Source organism: Acinetobacter sp. CIP 64.2 (assembly GCF_000369645.1).
Taxonomy (GTDB): Bacteria; Pseudomonadota; Gammaproteobacteria; order Pseudomonadales; family Moraxellaceae; genus Acinetobacter.
The window spans coordinates 878,134-894,306 of the sequence record NZ_KB850121.1 but is presented as its reverse complement, the minus strand read 5'-3'; the positions used below and the strand labels follow the sequence as shown (position 1 = coordinate 894,306).

The window sequence follows — 16,173 nt, the reverse complement described above, 5'->3', positions numbered from 1 at the left end:
ATTACCCAGTTATTGATAGTGTATTAATTGTCTAGGCTGTTCTGATGCTGCTAAATAATAGGCATAAGTTTAGTTAGGGATTTTAAGAAGTTATAGGTTTTGTCTCATCTATTTATGATTTGTCTCATCTATTTCTGAATCTCACAGCCTCCACCGACCAAGGCAATAGCGGATGCGGTATGGTGTGGTGCTCGGAATGGACGCTGTCCAAAATGATGCGGGGCATTGGCAACTGAATAAATGCTCGCAACTTCTAAATTTTCACGTGTATTCAGCGGCGGTAAAATTGATGGCAGCCGTGAAGCCAACAGTGTTTTTCCAGTGCCTGGAGGTCCTTTAAACAGTAATGAATGTCCACCAGCCGCTGCAATTTCCAAGGCACGACGTGGACGGAGTTGACCTTTAACATCGGCCAGATCAAATTGGTAAGTAGAAGACGTGGTATTTATTCTTTGTGGTGCAGCTTGAATCTGGGGGTTGCCCAAAAAATGTGCACAAACCTCTTGGAGATGCTTGGCCGCGTAGACCTCAAATTCAGGAAGTTGATTGGCTTCATCTAAATTTTCAGCTGGTAGCAAGAGACGATGCTGGGCCTGTTGACAGGCCATGGCAATAGTTAAAGCACCTGAAATAGGACGTAAATGTCCATCAAGAGCCAGTTCACCAATAAATTCAAAGTTTTGAGTACTGTTTTCTGGGAGTTGACCAGAGGCAATCAAGATGCCGAGTGCAATGGGTAAATCGAGCCGGGAACCATCTTTGGGTAAATCTGCAGGCGCTAAATTGATGGTTAAACGCTTGGTTGGAAACTGAAAACCGCTATTAATGATGGCGGAGCGGACACGATCTTTACTTTCACGGACTGCGGCTTCAGGCAGGCCGACAATCGTTAAAGAAGGCAAGCCTGCACTGATATGCACTTCAACCTCTATTTGTGGGGCATGTAGCCCCAATAGGCCTCTGGTATAAATCTTGGCAAAAGACATCTTATTATTGTTCCATTATAGTGCTTTATTTTTAATCATTGCTCAGTGCAATATGCACCGAGTTGGTGCTATTTTTTATGCTGAAGAAACTCTTCCAGTATTTTCATCTGTTGTTGAAGTTCAGCAAGACGCTGATTAGCAGTATTCAAGGCATTCCTTTGGCGATCCAGTTCTTGCTTCGAGACAAGATCCAATTTTTCGATACTTTCATTCAATAGCGCACGTAAGTTCTTTTCTAAATCTTTTTTAGGTTGATCAACTTGCTGCAAAATTGCCTGTAAAAGAGTCTCAATCATAAACTGCTCAATCGGTTATGTATATTTGCTGCCCAGTGTATCACTGCTTTCTCCAATCCTCTAGCACAGTTGGGGCCAGATGCTGGAGTGACTTATCAATCCAGTGAAACAGGGGTAAATGAAACTTATTTTCGATGCACTATCTACATCTTCAAGGCTAAATAGGTTATAAAGAAAGCTTGTGCCCAATATTTGAATCCCCCCAACCTTTAAATATTGGCATGAAAATTGAACATAAAACCTTACTGGTGAAATAAGCCGAAGGAAAACAAACATGAAGCTTGTAACTGCAATTGTAAAACCATTCAAATTGGATGATGTGCGTGAGGCACTCTCTGAAATTGGTGTTCAAGGGATTACCGTAACTGAAGTCAAAGGTTTCGGACGTCAAAAGGGTCACACAGAACTGTATCGTGGTGCAGAGTATGTGGTTGATTTCTTACCGAAAGTAAAGATCGAAATTGCAATTAGTGATGAGATGGTGGATGCGGTCATTGAGTCGATTACTCGTGTCGCAAGCACTGGCAAAATTGGTGATGGAAAAATCTTTGTCACCAATTTAGAACAAGTGATCCGTATTCGTACGGGTGAGACTGGGCCAGATGCTGTCTAAATTGGCACAAACTTTGCTGAGTTAGAAAGAATAGAAATAGCTCGCAAAATCAGGTTGGGGGACACGAATGAAAAAAATGCTTATGGCGCTCAGTCTATCTGGCGCACTCTTAGGTGGTTCGGCGGTAGTTTGGGCAGAAGACGCGGTAACGAGCCCGGCGGTTGAACACACTGTAGCCGTTGATACAACGGCTGCATCACCGGAAATTGCTGCAACAGCCGCAGCAACCCCTGTCGAGGCCACACCAGCGCCTGCTGCGACAGCAAAACTGGATACAGGTGATACAGCGTGGATTCTTGTTTCAACAGCATTGGTTCTGTTGATGACGATTCCTGGTTTGGCGCTGTTCTATGGGGGTATGGTTCGTAAGAAAAACGTACTCAGTACCATGATGTTCAGCCTTTCTGCTGCCATTCTAGTCAGTTTAATCTGGGTGATTGCTGGTTACTCATTGGCATTCTCTGGCTCAGGTGCATATATTGGTGACTTGGGCAAGGCGATGCTGAATGGCGTGGCCTTTAATGCGCTGAATGGCACCATTCCTGAAAGTTTATTTGTTATTTTCCAAATGACCTTCGCCATTATTACTGTTGCAATTATTAGTGGTTCGATTGCTGATCGTATGAAATATTCAGCATTCATGGCATTTGTCGCAGTTTGGGTGATCTTGGTGTATGCACCAATCACGCACTGGGTTTGGGCGGCTGATGGTTGGTTATTCAAAGCAGGCGCATTAGACTTTGCGGGTGGTACGGTTGTCCATATCAACGCAGGTGTAGCTGGTCTGGTTGCTGCTTATATGTTAGGTAAACGTACAGGGCTTGGCCGTGAATCAATGGCACCACATAATTTGACTTTAACCGTGATTGGTGCAAGCTTGATTTGGGTCGGTTGGTTTGGCTTTAACGGTGGTAGTGCTTTAGGTGCAGGTGCACGTGCAAGTATGGCGATCTTAGTGACTCAAGTTGCTGCCGCAGCTGCCGCATTCTCTTGGCTCATTGTTGAACGTCTGATTCGTGGCAAAGCATCGGTACTGGGTGGTGCGTCTGGTGCGGTGGCCGGATTGGTTGTGATTACGCCTGCTGCGGGTTTCGTCGGTGTTGGCGGTGCGTTAATCATGGGTCTCATCGGTGGCGTGGTGTGCTTCTGGGGTATTACTGCATTGAAACGCCTACTTAAAGCCGATGATGCCTTGGATGCATTTGGGTTACATGCAGTGGGGGGAATTGTGGGTGCGATTCTGACTGGTATCTTTTATAGCGATGAAATTATCAAAGCAGCGAATGTTGCACTTGCACCAACCTTTATGGGGCAATTATGGGTGCAAATTGAAGGTGTATTGGCAACCATCGCGTATAGCGCAATTGTGACCTTTATCATCCTGAAAGTGATCGATTTGGTGATTGGTATCCGTGTCAGCGCAGATGATGAGCGTATGGGTCTTGACCTGAGCCAACATGGCGAACGTATCGAATAATCGGCACAACATGCGATTTAAAAAACAGCCCCATCGGGCTGTTTTTTTATGCTTTTAGGGTACTGGTTCTGCAATTGCAGAAACTTTGCTACACTTAAGCAAAGAGAGTAAATAATCACGCAACTATGCATTGTCCATTTTGTAACGCCGCTGATAGTAAAGTCATAGACTCGCGTTTGGCTGCCGAAGGCTGCCAGATTCGTCGTCGTCGTGAGTGTGTCATTTGTGGAGAGCGTTTTACCACCTTTGAAAGTTATGATGTGGTGATGCCGCGTGTGATCAAATCCGACGGTAAAAATGAGCCTTTTGATGAGGCCAAGCTACGTCGCTCCCTTATGCATGCCTTACAAAAACGTCCAGTCACGCAAGAGCAAATTGAAACGGTACTCAGCGATATTCAATCACAGATTCGTCGTCTGGGCGAGCGTGATGTAAAATCAAGAACCATTGGTGAAATTGTCATGCAGGCTTTGTTTGCCCTAGACCATGTTGCTTATGTTCGCTTTGCTTCTGTTTATCAAGATTTCCAAGATGTAGAAGCATTTCGCCATCAGATTGAGCAAATGCAACAACGTGAAAATGAAGCTTAAATTAGAGAGACTATGTCTGAGTTAACCCAAGAACACTTATCTGAACATCAGCACTGGATGCAACAGGCCATTGCTTTGGCGCGACGGGGTCAATACTCGACCAAGCCAAACCCGAATGTCGGCTGCGTTATTGTGAAAGAGGGTCAGTTGATTGGCGAGGGCTATCATCCTAAAGCAGGCCAACCTCACGCTGAAGTTTTTGCTTTGCGCCAAGCGGGTGAGAATGCCAAAGGTGCAACGGCGTATGTCACTCTGGAGCCATGTGCGCATTATGGCCGAACGCCACCGTGTGCCGAGGCTTTGGTTAAGGCGCAAGTCAAGAAAGTGGTAGTGGCATGTTCAGACCCAAATCCGTTGGTTGCAGGCAAGGGCGTTCAAATATTACAAGCGGCAGGCATAGAGGTTGAAACGGGTGTGTGTGCAGATACTGCGAAAACGCTCAATTCAGGCTTTTTAAAAGCCATGTCTACAGGTTTGCCCTATGTACGTTTAAAAATCGCTTCCAGTCTTGATGGTCGTACTGCGATGGCTTCGGGTGAGTCGAAGTGGATTACAGGCACGGCAGCACGTCAAGATGTGCAGCACTGGCGTGCCATTTCAGGCGCAGTGATGACCGGGATTCAGACGGTTCTAGCCGATGATTGTGAACTGAATGTACGTGCCCTAGACGGGATAGATCTGAGCACGGTGGTTCAGCCCAAGCGGATTGTGCTTGATCGTCAAGGACGGCTTCCGCTTTCAGCCAAGATTTTACAAAATCCTGAAACTGTCATGGTGATGACACCATTTCGTCAAGAACTTGCAGATTTAGGCGTGATACAATTATCAGTACAGCCTTTAAATCAATTATTGCAGACCTTGGCCCAACACTATCAAATTTATGATGTATTGGTTGAGGCTGGTGCAACCTTATCGACTGCCTTTCTGCAGCAAGGGCTGGTTGATGAAATGATCAGTTATGTTGCACCCACTTTGCTTGGTCAATCTGCTCGGGCAATGTTCAATGCTGAATTTAGCAAAATGGCAGAGCAGCTGCGTTTTGAATTGGTTGATGTAACCCAACTTGGGCAAGACATTCGCCTAAGATTGCTCCCTATCCAAGAGATGATATGAATCCAGAACCATCGGTTTATCACAAACGTCGTCATGCCGCACGTACGACAGACGAATATCTTTTTCATCAGTTAGTGCCTTATCTGGGCAATAAGCGTCGACTGCTTCATCTCATTTTAGAGGCACTCGAGATTACAGGCACACTGAACAGCAAGAAAAAGAATCCACCGATTTTTGCGGATTTCTTTGCGGGGAGTGGCGTTGTCTCGCGTTTGGCACGTCAGAATGGTTATCGTGTGATTGCCAATGACTGGGAACCTTATAGCCACGCATTGAATCATGCCATTTTAGCTTGTGTAGATGCGCCTGCTTTTAAAGAACTGGGTGGCTATCAAAAAGCCATTGATTACCTGAACCGTTTGCCTGAGGTCAAAGGTTGGGTCACACACAACTTGTGTCCGCGTAATGATGATGTTTATGACCCTGCCCGTGACCGTTTATTCTTCAAACGCCGTAACGGCATGCGTATTGATGCGATTCGCCAGCAGATTGCAACATGGCAAGCTCAGGGTGCCATCAATGATGTGGAAATGAGTGCTTTATTGGCACCGCTGTTATATTCGGCAAGTTTTGTCAGTAATACCAGTGGTGTCTTTAAAAGTTTCCATCAGGGCTGGGGTGGACGTACCCAAACAGCTTTAGAGCGGATTGAATCACTCTTGTGGCTGACACCGAGTCGTTTTTGTGAGATTGGTGATCCTAAACGGCCTGCCGCAGAAATGTGGTGTGTAGATGCACAGCATCTCGCCAATCAGATGAGTGGTTTTGAGGTCGATGTGGCCTATCTCGATCCGCCATATAACCAGCACGCCTATAGCAGTAATTACCATGTCCTCAATGCGCTGACCTTATGGGATCAGGTGGATTTACCTTCACCCGATACCAAAGGTTTTAAGAGCGGAATTGATCGCGCATGGCGTAAAGAGCGTCCAAGTCCTTATAACTCGTCAAAATATGCCAAAGAGGCGTATGAAAAGTTATTGGAAACCATTAATGCCCGCTATATTTTGACCAGCTATTCGACTGATGGAAATATCGAACCGAAAGACTTGCTCACCGCCAATTTAAAACGCGGCAAAGTGACGCTGCTGACGCAAGATGTTCCGCGCTATCGTGTAAGTAAGCAGCGCCAATCAGACCGCGCACGCGTGCTTGAGTTTATTGTGATTACCGATACTCATGCCAAATCAGGTCCGCCGTTGCGACAGCTACTGGGTCAGTTATATCACTTTGCTGAACTAGGCGGGGTGGATACCACTGGCAATAGTACTCAGCTGGCACTTTGGTAAGTAAAGTCGAGCACCACTTTGGATGACAAAGTGGTGTTTTTGTATCCAATTTTAAGCCAGCATCGGATAATTAGATAAAATAAATCGGTTTATAAGATAACTGCTTGTTTTTATAATAAAAATACATCAAATTTTAGCAGATTTATATGTTCTTAATCATTTGTTTTTATCTCAATATCTATATTTAAAAAATCTTAAATAGATAACTTAAACAAAGCTTTAGGTTTTATTTTTCTGTCTTTTTTATGGTCTTCATCATCTAGTTTCTGGATTATAATCTTTTGATCAATCGTTTAAAAAATTACCAAATCATATTGACCCGTTTTGAAAATAAATATAGTTTGCCGAGCTTAATTTAGGGTCTTGCCAATTTGCAGCGATGACCAAGAGAGGTTGTTATGAGTCGCTCGGAACCCACCTTATTGGGGCAATGTGTAGCTGAATTTTTTGCTACCGCAATTTTTTTATCATTTGGTATTGGTGTGGTGGCTGCACTTAAACTTGCCGGTGCAAGTTTAGGTCTGTGGGAAATCAGCATTGTGTGGGGCTTGGCTGTAGCATTGGCGGTCTATTTATCTGCTGGTATTTCGGGAGCACATCTTAACCCTGCAGTGACCATTGCATTGGCATTGTTTGCTGGCTTTGATAAGCGCAAGGTGCCGTTTTATATTATTTCACAGGTGGCTGGTGCTGCTGTGGGTGCGCTGTTGGTTTATAGCTTGTATAGCAATCTCTTTGTGGATTATGAGCAGACTCACCATATGGTGCGTGGCAGTGTCGAAAGTCTGGAACTGGCAGGAATTTTCTCGACCTATCCACATCATTTGCTCTCGATCGGGCAGGCTTTTATGGTGGAAATGTTTATCACCATGTTATTGCTCTGGTTGATTATGGCGATTGGAGATGACAGTAATGGCTTGCCGCGTGGTGCTTTAGCACCGATCTTGGTGGGTTTGCTGGTGGCGGTGATTGGGGCTTCTTTTGGTCCACTTACGGGCTTTGCCATGAATCCTGCGCGTGATTTTGGTCCGAAAGTTGTGGCTTATTTCACTGGTTGGGGACCTGTTGCGTTTACAGGGGGACGTGATATTCCTTATTTTATCGTGCCAATCATTGCACCAATCGTGGGGGCTTGTTTAGGTGTGTTAGGTTATAAACTATTCTTTAGTCATTTCCTTGTCCATCAGAAAGCAGAACCACAATCATCTGCTGAAAAGCAAGTGTCTGAAATGCAATAAAGACCAGATGAATCATGAGAAGGGCGATCAGGTGATGGCCCTTTTTATTTGCCTGTGTTTGCACTGCACATGCCTTGTTATCTCGGGTTCTTTGCTTTAAGGTATCTTCTTTACAGTGCTATATACTGCAATAAAGATAGGTTGAAACTCCCATGTTTACAGGCATTATTGAAAGTTTAGGTAAGGTTGAGAGCCTACAAAGTGTAGGTGGTGATGTCCGTTTGCGTATTCAAACTGATTTGGATATGTCTGATGTACATTTGGGGGATTCGATTGCGACCAATGGAATCTGCCTGACCGTGATTGAATGGGGGGAAAACTGGTATGCGGCTGATGTTTCGCGTGAAAGTTTGAACCGGACCACACTGGGTCAGTGGAAAGTCGGCCAAGCAGTCAATGTCGAAAAAGCAATGCTGCCCACCACACGTTTTGGTGGACATATTGTCAGTGGTCATGTCGATGGTTTAGGTGAAATTAGCTTGGTTCGCCATGATGCACGTTCATTGTATTTTGAAGTGACGGCTCCGGTTGAGCTAGCTAAATACTTGGCAGAAAAAGGCTCAGTCACGGTTGATGGGATTAGTCTGACCATTAACCATTTGCGTGGCAACATTCTAAGTTTGAATTTAATTCCACACACGGCTGAGCGTACCAATATTGGTACCTGGCAAGTCGGCAGCAAAGTCAATCTGGAAGTGGATGTATTGGCGCGTTATATTGAGCGTTTATTGTTGGGTGATAAGGCCGCAGAGCAAAAAACTGAGTCAAATATCAGCATGGCATTCTTGGCTGAAAATGGTTTCTTAAAATAAAAATTTATCTATAAAAAGGCCCTGTTTAAACAGGGCCTTTTTATTATTTTTCGTCGGAAAAGTCACTATTCTTCAGGACATACTCAATTTCATCTTGTGCCAGAGCATGCAGTTTGGCACGGAATACGGTCACGGCTTGCTCAATCAAACCCTCGGCTTCGAGCTCCAGTCGCACACGGACACTTTCTAGCTCAGACAGAATTTGCTGATCGTCAACCATGACCGTTTGGCCACGTGCATAGTCAACACTTGGCTGCTCTGGATTGGTCTGATAGCGTTCAGTCTGTTGAGCAATTTCCTGATCGATATGGCCACGTAGTGCAACGAGGTTCTCCGTCTGTTGTTCAAACTGGCGTGCTTCATCGGCTTGTAGTTGCGCTGCATAAGCCGCTTCAGCTGCACGTTTTTCAGCTAAAGCTTGTTCCAAAGCCTGTTGCTTGCGAATCCGTGCTTGTTCAATCAGTTCCGCTTTGAGCTCTGCATAGGCTTGATCAATTCGTTGTTGAGAACCTTGTTGAGCGGTTTCTTCGTGTTGAGTCCAATTTTGAATCGACGTTTGTGGTAATAATAGATCACAGATACGTGCTAAATCGTCCTGATAGGTCTGACGAACAGCCTCAGGTGCATTTAACCAACGTTTTTTAAAGTCCTGACCTACATTTAATGCCACAAGACACTCCTCAAATGATGTTCTTGGTTGCTGGGTTATAATTTAAATGTTCGAGCTTCAATGCCTAAACGACGATACATTTTAAATTTTTCCCGCCCGATTTGTTTCGCAGCTTCATTATTTTCAATAATCTCGATAATGTGGCGAAAATCTTGAGTTTGTTCAAGTGCATGATTGTTAAAATTAAACACGATCCAATCACTGGACGGGGGGAGTTCTGCCGAAATACAGACAGGACTCGTCACTTGATCGATACCGTGTGGAATGAAACTGACCGGATCAAAGCGCCAAAGCAGTTCATCCAGTTCAGTTTGTAAATCTGCATCTGTGCAATACCACCAAATCTGGGGGTGTTGATTTAGAATCTTCCGACATAAACGGCAAGCACTTTCGACTTGCCGTTCTGTACTGTTTTCAAAGAGATAAAAGCTGATTTGCGCCATGTTTTAGTTTTTCGTTGCAACACGATTAGCTAAAAACTGCATCAATAGCGGTACTGGGCGACCCGTTGCACCTTTGGCTGTTCCAGATAACCACGCTGTGCCAGCAACATCAAGATGTGCCCAACGATAATCACGAGTGAAACGCTCCAAGAAACACGCTGCTGTAATTGCACCGCCATAAGGTCCGCCAATATTGGCAATATCAGCAAAAGGCGAGTCGAGTAATTCTTGATACTCTTCCATCACAGGCATACGCCATACACGATCCAGTGACTGTTCACCTGCGTGTTGCAACGCTTGTGCCAGTTCATCATCGGGTGTGAATAAGCCGCTAACGACTTTCCCTAGCGCAACCACGCAAGCGCCTGTCAGTGTCGCGATATCAATCACCAACGCAGGATTAAAGCGTTTAATGTAGGTCAGGGTATCACACAGCACCAAACGACCTTCGGCATCAGTATTGAGGATTTCAATGGTTTGACCGCTCATACTGGTGACAATATCACCCGGACGAGTGGCATGGCCTGATGGCATATTTTCAGCCGCTGCAATCGCTCCCACCACATGAATCGGCAGTCGAGCTTCACAAAGCGCTTGCATGGTGCCCAATACAGAGGCAGCACCACACATATCAAATTTCATTTCATCCATGCCTAAGCCAGGTTTTAATGAAATACCACCAGTATCGAAGGTCACACCTTTACCCACAAGTACGACAGGAGCCTGCTCAATTTGGGCATTGTATTCTAGTGTGACAATACGACCTGGACGATCTGAACCTTTGCTGACCGCAAGGAAAGCATACATGCCCAAATCCGCCATTTGCTGTTCATCCAACACAGTCACTTTTAACAAGTCTGGATATTGTGCAGCAAGAGCAACTGCTTGATCGGCCAAATATTCAGGGAAACAGATATTCCCCGGACGGTTACCCAAATCACGGGCATAGCTTTGACCCGTCTGTACCGCTTGAAGCAGATTTAATTGTGATTCATCCAAAGTTGTTTGATTGGCGATCAGGTGAATGGTGTCTAGGATAAATTCATTCTTTTTCGATTTGAATTCGTCATAGCCATAAGCCGCTTGGGTGAGGCTGAGTACAAAGAGAGAATGTAAATCTGTCGGAAGGGCAGACAGATCAACGCTAATTTGTTTAAATTTATTTTGTGATGATTTGATAATGCTTTGTGCAAGTTTTGCTAATTTTGTCGCTTTCAACTCGGTACTTTTTCCAAGTCCGAGGAGTTGTGCATTGGCTTGAACGGCAATATTTGCAATCAGGGGCAAGTTTTCGTTAAATCCTGCCTTGAACTGCGTTGCATTGAGTGTTTCTTCTAGATGATTGATTTGATAAGTATTTAAGTTCTGTTGTAATTGTTCTGAATCAACCAAAATCCACAAAGATTCGCTAGACGCCTGAGCTGGGAATGCGTTTTGAAGTGTAAATTTCATTGTTTGTATAGAACCTGGTGAGCAAAAAAGAAAGAGAAGTCCATTAAACACTTTCGGATATGAGGTTGCAATCCGCAACAAGCGATAGGTTTTATATTTTTAACATTCGGGTAAACTAGCGTTACCTTCAATTGGTCTTTTTGGAAGTATTACTTTGATTATTCGGCGTTATCTCGTCAAACAAGTGGTTTCGACATCTCTCGTGGTCATTGGTTTATTAACCTTGATTATGATGGGTGGTCGTTTAATCAAGTATTTTGGCGTTGCGGCTCAAGGCCGCTTAGATGCAGGGATTTTATTTAGCATTATTGGCTACCGCCTGCCTGAGTTTTTGACGTTAATTCTTCCTTTGGGCTTCTTCATTGCATTGATGCTGGTATTTGGTCGTCTTTATGTTGACCATGAGATGGCAGTTTTAAATGGCAGCGGTGTCAGTCGGAATCAATTGGCTCGGTTATTGTTACCTATGACACTGGTGTATCTGGTGGTACAAACCAGCCTGATGCTTTGGATGGGACCATGGGGCTTAAGAGAGTTTGAAAAACTGACCAGCACCCAGGCCGTCCGAACGGGTTTTGATTTGGTGAGACCTAAAGAGTTTATTTCTTCTGGGCCATATACCATTTATGCAGGTTCATTGTCCGAAGACCGTAAGAATCTTAAAGACATTTTTTTCTACCAAAAAGCCAAGCAAGAAGATAAACCTGATGTCATGATTCTGGCCAAAGAGGCGACCCGTGTCGAAGTTGCCAATGACACGGCGAATGTTGTGGATTTGGTGCAAGGGCGCCGTTACGAGATCTATCCAAACCAGCCACGCTATACTCAGGCTGAGTTCCAGTCGTACCGTTTACGTCTGGAAAGTGATAAAGATGTAAAATTTGAAAGTGATGATGTGGAAGCCCTGCCCATGTCTAAATTATGGCAGCAACGTGATGATTCGGTGGTACGTAGTGAACTGGGTTGGCGTGTCTTCGGGCCATTTATCATCATTGTTGCCTTGATGCTTGCCGTTGCATTGTCAGAGGTGAGTCCGCGGCAAGGGCGTTATTATCGCCTGATCCCTGCTATTTTTATTTTTGCCAGTTTGATTGTGGTGATGATTGCGATTAAAACCCGAATCAGTAAAGAAGAATTAGATATTTGGGCTTATCCTGTAGTGCTTTTGGTTTATGCAATTGCTGCAGCAATTTTCGCGCGTAAACAGAAATTGGCACCAAAACTTAAGAAAAGTATTCAGCGAGTGGGGTTGTAATGTTAGCACGTCGAATAGTCGCCAAACATGTGACAAAAACCACTGTTCTCGCAATGTTGGGAACTACGTTGGTACTGTCTTTCTTGCAAGTTTTATTTACCTATCTGGGTGAGCTGGGCTCGCTAAAACCGAATTATAATGCTTGGCAAGCGTTCCTGTATGTGATGTGGGGTGCACCACATTATCTGTATGAAATTCTGCCTGTTGCGGCATTAATCGGTTCTGTTCTGGGGCTGGGGGCGCTTGCATCGAATAGTGAATTGATTGTGATGCGTTCGGTCGGCATTAGCCTCTGGCGGATTGTCGGCTGGGTGATGCGCTCAGCATTACTGTTAATCGTCCTATCTTTTGTCTTGAGCGAGTGGGTGATTCCCTATACCAATGAACAGGCACAAAGTATTAAGAAACAACGCAGTGTCGCTGCGCTGGGAGAAGTAAAAGGCTATTGGTCACGTGAAGGGCAACGCTTTATTTATATTGATTATGCCAATTCACAGGGTCAGTTGCGTAATATTCAAACCATCGATTTTGACCAGAATTATCGCTTGCAATCTTTTGTGAGCGCAGAAAAGGGACAGTTCCTTAAAGATGGAGAGTGGGTGTTATCGCAGTCCCATCAAGTCGATTTATTGGCGCAAGGTGATGCCATTAAAACTGATCATGAACAGCAGTCACTTGGTTTGGCTTTACAGCCAAAATATGTGCATATGGTGACATTAGATCCGGAAGATTTATCACCTAGCCAATTGATTAGTTTCATGCGTTATATGGAAGAATATAGTCAGGTACCCAAGACCTATGAACTGGCTTTTTGGCAGAAAATCACCGCACCGTTTTCTTTAATTACACTGGTCTTGATTGCCTGCTCCTTTATTTTTGGCCCGTTGCGCCAACAGTCGATGGGTTTCCGTTTAGTAATTGCATTATTTACTGGGTTAGGTTTCTTCTATTTACAAGATTTCTTGGGTTATGCCAGTTTGGTTTATGCACCATCTCCAGCATGGTTTGTGCTCTTGCCTGTAGTGCTGATCTTTATGATTGGTAGCTATCTGCTCTATCGGGCACGCTAATCTTGATGGACAGCCTCTATGATCGGTATTGATGAAAGCCATCGAGAGATCATAGAGAATTCGATTAAATTTCGGTAAAATAGACCGATCAAATGACAAACAGAGAGTCCATTATGACGGATGCAAATGCTGGCAAAATTCCTCACGTTCTGGTAATCATGGATGGTGTAGGACATCGTGAAGCTGTTGATGATAATGCTTTTTTAGCGGCAAAAACGCCAAATCTTACAGCGATGAAAGCCAAGCATCCAAATAGTCTAATCTCGGGCTCAGGTGAAGATGTTGGCTTGCCTGATGGTCAAATGGGTAATTCTGAAGTCGGTCATATGAATCTCGGTGCTGGTCGTGTGCTATATCAGGATTTCACCCGAATTACCAAAGATATCCGCACAGGTGCTTTTTTTGAGCATGAAGTGTTAGTGGATGCGGTTGAGAAAGCCAAAGCTGCGAAGGGTGCTGTGCATGTGATGGGCTTGTTGTCAGAAGGTGGCGTACATTCGCATGAAGACCATATTGTGGCGATGTGTGAATTGGCCTTAAAACGTGGTGCAACTGTTTATTTGCATGCCTTTTTAGATGGTCGTGATACCCCACCCCGCAGTGCAAAACCCTCATTAGAAAAATTAGATGCTTTATTTGCACAGTATCCAAATCAAGGGCGTATCGTGTCGATGATTGGTCGCTACTTTGCGATGGACCGCGATAATCGCTGGGACCGTGTTGAACAAGCCTATCGTTTAATGACGGAAGGTGAAGCAGTCCGTGTTGCTAATTCCGCAGTTGAGGGCTTGGAACTTGCCTATGCCGCGAACGAAAATGACGAATTTGTCAAAGCAACCCGCATTGGTGAAATTGCCAAAGTCCAAGACGGCGATAGCGTTGTCTTTATGAATTTCCGTGCCGATCGCGCGCGTGAAATTACCCGGGCCTTTGTGGAAAAAGATTTTGCAGGTTTTGAGCGTAAAGTCGTACCTAATTTATCGAAGTTTGTGATGCTGACTCGTTATCAAGCCAGCATTGATGCACCTGTCGCTTATATGCCAGAAGAGCTGAAAAACTCGATTGGTGAATATTTATCAGATTTAGGCAAAACCCAATTGCGTATTGCTGAAACTGAGAAATATGCACATGTCACCTTCTTCTTTAGTGGTGGTCGTGAAGATGAATATCCTGGTGAAAAACGGATTCTGATCCCGTCTCCGAATGTTGCAACTTATGATTTAAAACCAGAAATGAGTGCTTATGAAGTCACGAACGAGTTGGTGAATGCAATCAATTCAGGTGAGTTTGACCTATTGGTCGTGAACTATGCCAATGGCGATATGGTTGGACACACCGGCGTATTTGATGCTGCAGTGAAAGCAGTTGAAACGGTCGATACCTGTCTTGGTCGTGTTTATGATGCCGTGATGGCAAACAAAGGGCATATGTTAATTACTGCAGATCATGGTAATGTAGAGCAGATGCAAGACTATGACAGCGGACAAGTTCATACCCAGCATACCACTGAATTGGTGCCATTTATTTATGTGGGACCAACACAAGCAACGATTGCCGAAGGTGGTGTACTGGCTGATGTTGCGCCAACATTACTCCATTTGATGCACATTCCTGTACCTTCTGATATGCAAGGCAAGAATTTAATTACTTTAAAATAAGGTGAAGCAATGACCCAGCACAACAACATTTACCGAGCGATCTGTGCAAGTTTGTTGATGTGTTGGGGCCATAGTCTTTTTGCGGCGCCTGTAACACACGCTTCGGGATGGGGTGATGAGGCGCCTGCTCAAAATGCAGAAGTCCCGATTGAGTCGATTCAACAGTTTGTGCAGATCTATGGCATTGTCAAAGATAACTATGTTGATAAAAAATCGGATGATGCTTTATTTCAACAAGCAATTAAAGGTCTGGTCAGTGGTCTGGATCGTTATTCCCGTTATTTATCTGCAGAAGAATATCGCCAACTGATTCAATATACAGAAGGTGATCTCGCCTCCGTCGATTTTAATTTAAATTATGATGCCCATGCCAAGTCTTGGCAGATTCAAGATTTAAAAGCAGGTTCGGACTCGAGCAAGTTGGGTCTGCACAATGGGCAAGTGATTCTCAAGGTCGATAATCAGGAACTGAAGAGCTTAAACCAAGATCAGGTTCAAGGTTTACTTTACGGTTCAATCGGTAGCACTTTACAGATACAGCCAGACAATAATAGCAGTACGGTGATTTTGGTTCGCAATAAAAAAGTTGAAACTGATATAGAACCTGTTCTGTTACACAATCAGGTCTTGGTGCTGAAAATACGTGTTTTTCAACAAGATACTGCCAATGAAATTAAACGTTTGATTGAAGAGTATAGTTCTACCAAGCTAAAAGCGGTGGTATTTGATTTGCGTAATAATCCAGGTGGTTTACTTTCGGCTTCGGTTGAAGCGGCCGATTTATTTTTAAACCAAGGGATTATTGTCACCACTAAAAGCCGTTCAGAAGGCGATCAGCAATTCCAAGCGTTACCCTCTAATGAATTTCAGAACATGAAATTAGGCATTTTGATCAATCGACGTTCCGCTTCTGCGGCTGAGGTTTTTACCGCAGCAATGAAGGAACATAAACGTGCTTGGGTGGTGGGTGAGACCAGTTATGGTAAAGGCGTGGTACAAAAGCTCTTTCCTTTACCGAGCGGTGCGGCGTTACAAATGACGGTTTCGCATTACTACACGCCCAATGGCAATATGATTGAAGGGCAAGGGATTCAACCCAATCAAATTGTTCCCTTAACAGCAGAAATGAAAGAGGATGCTTACCTCGAACATGTAACTGACTTGGTATTGAAAAGTCGTTATTAAAAAAACATTTTTAAAAATAAGGCCCC

Annotated in this window: 15 protein-coding genes and 1 pseudogene; 11 read left to right on the top strand and 5 right to left on the bottom strand. The window is 44.3% G+C overall.

The annotated features are described in order from the left end of the window. Positions 1-146 precede the first annotated feature (146 nt). Together F895_RS12165 and F895_RS12170 are read right to left on the bottom strand one after the other, a co-directional pair. A pseudogene (locus tag F895_RS12165) lies at positions 147-986 on the bottom strand (YifB family Mg chelatase-like AAA ATPase); the annotation flags it as partial. 68 nt (positions 987-1,054) lie between these two features. Then, positions 1,055-1,282, bottom strand: coding sequence for an accessory factor UbiK family protein (locus F895_RS12170; RefSeq protein ID WP_005240251.1), 228 nt, complete (start codon positions 1,280-1,282; stop codon positions 1,055-1,057). Positions 1,283-1,556: 274 nt separating this feature from the next. Here F895_RS12170 and glnK point away from each other — a divergent pair, with 274 nt between their 5' ends. From glnK to F895_RS12205, 7 genes are all read left to right on the top strand, one after another. Continuing rightward, positions 1,557-1,895, top strand: a complete 339-nt coding sequence (glnK, locus tag F895_RS12175) for a P-II family nitrogen regulator (RefSeq protein WP_004656379.1) — start codon at positions 1,557-1,559, stop codon at positions 1,893-1,895. A gap of 67 nt (positions 1,896-1,962) precedes the next feature. After that, a complete protein-coding gene (locus tag F895_RS12180; RefSeq protein ID WP_005240248.1) occupies positions 1,963-3,372 on the top strand; it encodes an ammonium transporter in 1,410 nt (469 codons plus the stop codon). 125 nt (positions 3,373-3,497) lie between these two features. Next, positions 3,498-3,962 (top strand): transcriptional regulator NrdR, encoded by a 465-nt coding sequence (gene nrdR, locus F895_RS12185; RefSeq protein ID WP_004656377.1) that lies wholly within the window; start codon positions 3,498-3,500, stop codon positions 3,960-3,962. 12 nt (positions 3,963-3,974) lie between these two features. Further along, complete coding sequence (gene ribD, locus F895_RS12190) at positions 3,975-5,075, top strand: bifunctional diaminohydroxyphosphoribosylaminopyrimidine deaminase/5-amino-6-(5-phosphoribosylamino)uracil reductase RibD (protein ID WP_005240242.1); 1,101 nt, start codon at positions 3,975-3,977, stop codon at positions 5,073-5,075. Then, positions 5,072-6,364 carry a DNA adenine methylase gene (locus F895_RS12195; protein WP_004656375.1) on the top strand — a complete coding sequence of 431 codons (1,293 nt, stop codon included), beginning with the start codon at positions 5,072-5,074 and terminating at the stop codon, positions 6,362-6,364. Before ribD ends, F895_RS12195 begins: the two co-directional genes overlap by 4 nt. 398 nt (positions 6,365-6,762) lie before the next feature. Beyond that, a complete protein-coding gene (locus F895_RS12200) occupies positions 6,763-7,602 on the top strand; it encodes an MIP/aquaporin family protein (RefSeq protein ID WP_005240241.1) in 840 nt (279 codons plus the stop codon). 152 nt (positions 7,603-7,754) lie between these two features. Next, positions 7,755-8,414 (top strand): riboflavin synthase, encoded by a 660-nt coding sequence (locus tag F895_RS12205; protein ID WP_005240240.1) that lies wholly within the window; start codon positions 7,755-7,757, stop codon positions 8,412-8,414. A gap of 43 nt (positions 8,415-8,457) precedes the next feature. Here the strand turns inward: F895_RS12205 and F895_RS12210 are convergent, their stop codons facing one another. The 3 genes from F895_RS12210 to F895_RS12220 are packed head-to-tail and all read right to left on the bottom strand — an operon-like array spanning position 8,458 to position 10,979. Beyond that, entirely contained in the window at positions 8,458-9,084 is a 627-nt protein-coding gene (locus F895_RS12210) for a cell division protein BlhA (protein ID WP_005240239.1), read from the bottom strand. Between the two features lie 35 nt (positions 9,085-9,119). Then, positions 9,120-9,527: a DNA polymerase III subunit chi gene (locus tag F895_RS12215; protein WP_005240238.1), complete on the bottom strand. Its 408-nt coding sequence runs from the start codon at positions 9,525-9,527 to the stop codon at positions 9,120-9,122. Between the two features lie 3 nt (positions 9,528-9,530). Further along, the gene (locus F895_RS12220) at positions 9,531-10,979 is read right to left on the bottom strand and encodes a leucyl aminopeptidase (protein ID WP_005240237.1); all 1,449 of its coding nucleotides are present in this window, start codon (positions 10,977-10,979) and stop codon (positions 9,531-9,533) included. A 154-nt stretch (positions 10,980-11,133) separates the two neighbouring features. Here F895_RS12220 and lptF point away from each other — a divergent pair, with 154 nt between their 5' ends. From lptF to F895_RS12240, 4 genes are all read left to right on the top strand, one after another. Next, a complete protein-coding gene (gene lptF / locus F895_RS12225; RefSeq protein ID WP_005240236.1) occupies positions 11,134-12,234 on the top strand; it encodes an LPS export ABC transporter permease LptF in 1,101 nt (366 codons plus the stop codon). Beyond that, a complete protein-coding gene (gene lptG, locus F895_RS12230) occupies positions 12,234-13,304 on the top strand; it encodes an LPS export ABC transporter permease LptG (protein WP_005240235.1) in 1,071 nt (356 codons plus the stop codon). Before lptF ends, lptG begins: the two co-directional genes overlap by 1 nt. 113 nt (positions 13,305-13,417) lie before the next feature. Continuing rightward, on the top strand, positions 13,418-14,962 hold the full coding sequence (gpmI, locus tag F895_RS12235; protein ID WP_005240233.1) for a 2,3-bisphosphoglycerate-independent phosphoglycerate mutase: 1,545 nt from the start codon (positions 13,418-13,420) through the stop codon (positions 14,960-14,962). Positions 14,963-14,971: 9 nt separating this feature from the next. Continuing rightward, positions 14,972-16,147, top strand: a complete 1,176-nt coding sequence (locus F895_RS12240; protein WP_005240231.1) for a S41 family peptidase — start codon at positions 14,972-14,974, stop codon at positions 16,145-16,147. Positions 16,148-16,173: the final 26 nt, after the last annotated feature.

Excerpts from the sequence above, each read along its gene's own strand:
- F895_RS12215 (WP_005240238.1), bottom strand. The coding sequence starts at position 9,527 with ATGGCGCAAATCAGCTTTTATCTCTTTGAAAACAGTACAGAACGGCAA.
- F895_RS12200 (WP_005240241.1), top strand. The coding sequence starts at position 6,763 with ATGAGTCGCTCGGAACCCACCTTATTGGGGCAATGTGTAGCTGAATTT.
- F895_RS12195 (WP_004656375.1), top strand. The coding sequence starts at position 5,072 with ATGAATCCAGAACCATCGGTTTATCACAAACGTCGTCATGCCGCACGT.
- F895_RS12170 (WP_005240251.1), bottom strand. The coding sequence starts at position 1,282 with ATGATTGAGACTCTTTTACAGGCAATTTTGCAGCAAGTTGATCAACCT.
- ribD (WP_005240242.1), top strand. The coding sequence starts at position 3,975 with ATGTCTGAGTTAACCCAAGAACACTTATCTGAACATCAGCACTGGATG.
- glnK (WP_004656379.1), top strand. The coding sequence starts at position 1,557 with ATGAAGCTTGTAACTGCAATTGTAAAACCATTCAAATTGGATGATGTG.
- F895_RS12205 (WP_005240240.1), top strand. The coding sequence starts at position 7,755 with ATGTTTACAGGCATTATTGAAAGTTTAGGTAAGGTTGAGAGCCTACAA.
- lptG (WP_005240235.1), top strand. The coding sequence starts at position 12,234 with ATGTTAGCACGTCGAATAGTCGCCAAACATGTGACAAAAACCACTGTT.
- F895_RS12180 (WP_005240248.1), top strand. The coding sequence starts at position 1,963 with ATGAAAAAAATGCTTATGGCGCTCAGTCTATCTGGCGCACTCTTAGGT.
- F895_RS12220 (WP_005240237.1), bottom strand. The coding sequence starts at position 10,979 with ATGAAATTTACACTTCAAAACGCATTCCCAGCTCAGGCGTCTAGCGAA.
- F895_RS12240 (WP_005240231.1), top strand. The coding sequence starts at position 14,972 with ATGACCCAGCACAACAACATTTACCGAGCGATCTGTGCAAGTTTGTTG.
- gpmI (WP_005240233.1), top strand. The coding sequence starts at position 13,418 with ATGACGGATGCAAATGCTGGCAAAATTCCTCACGTTCTGGTAATCATG.
- nrdR (WP_004656377.1), top strand. The coding sequence starts at position 3,498 with ATGCATTGTCCATTTTGTAACGCCGCTGATAGTAAAGTCATAGACTCG.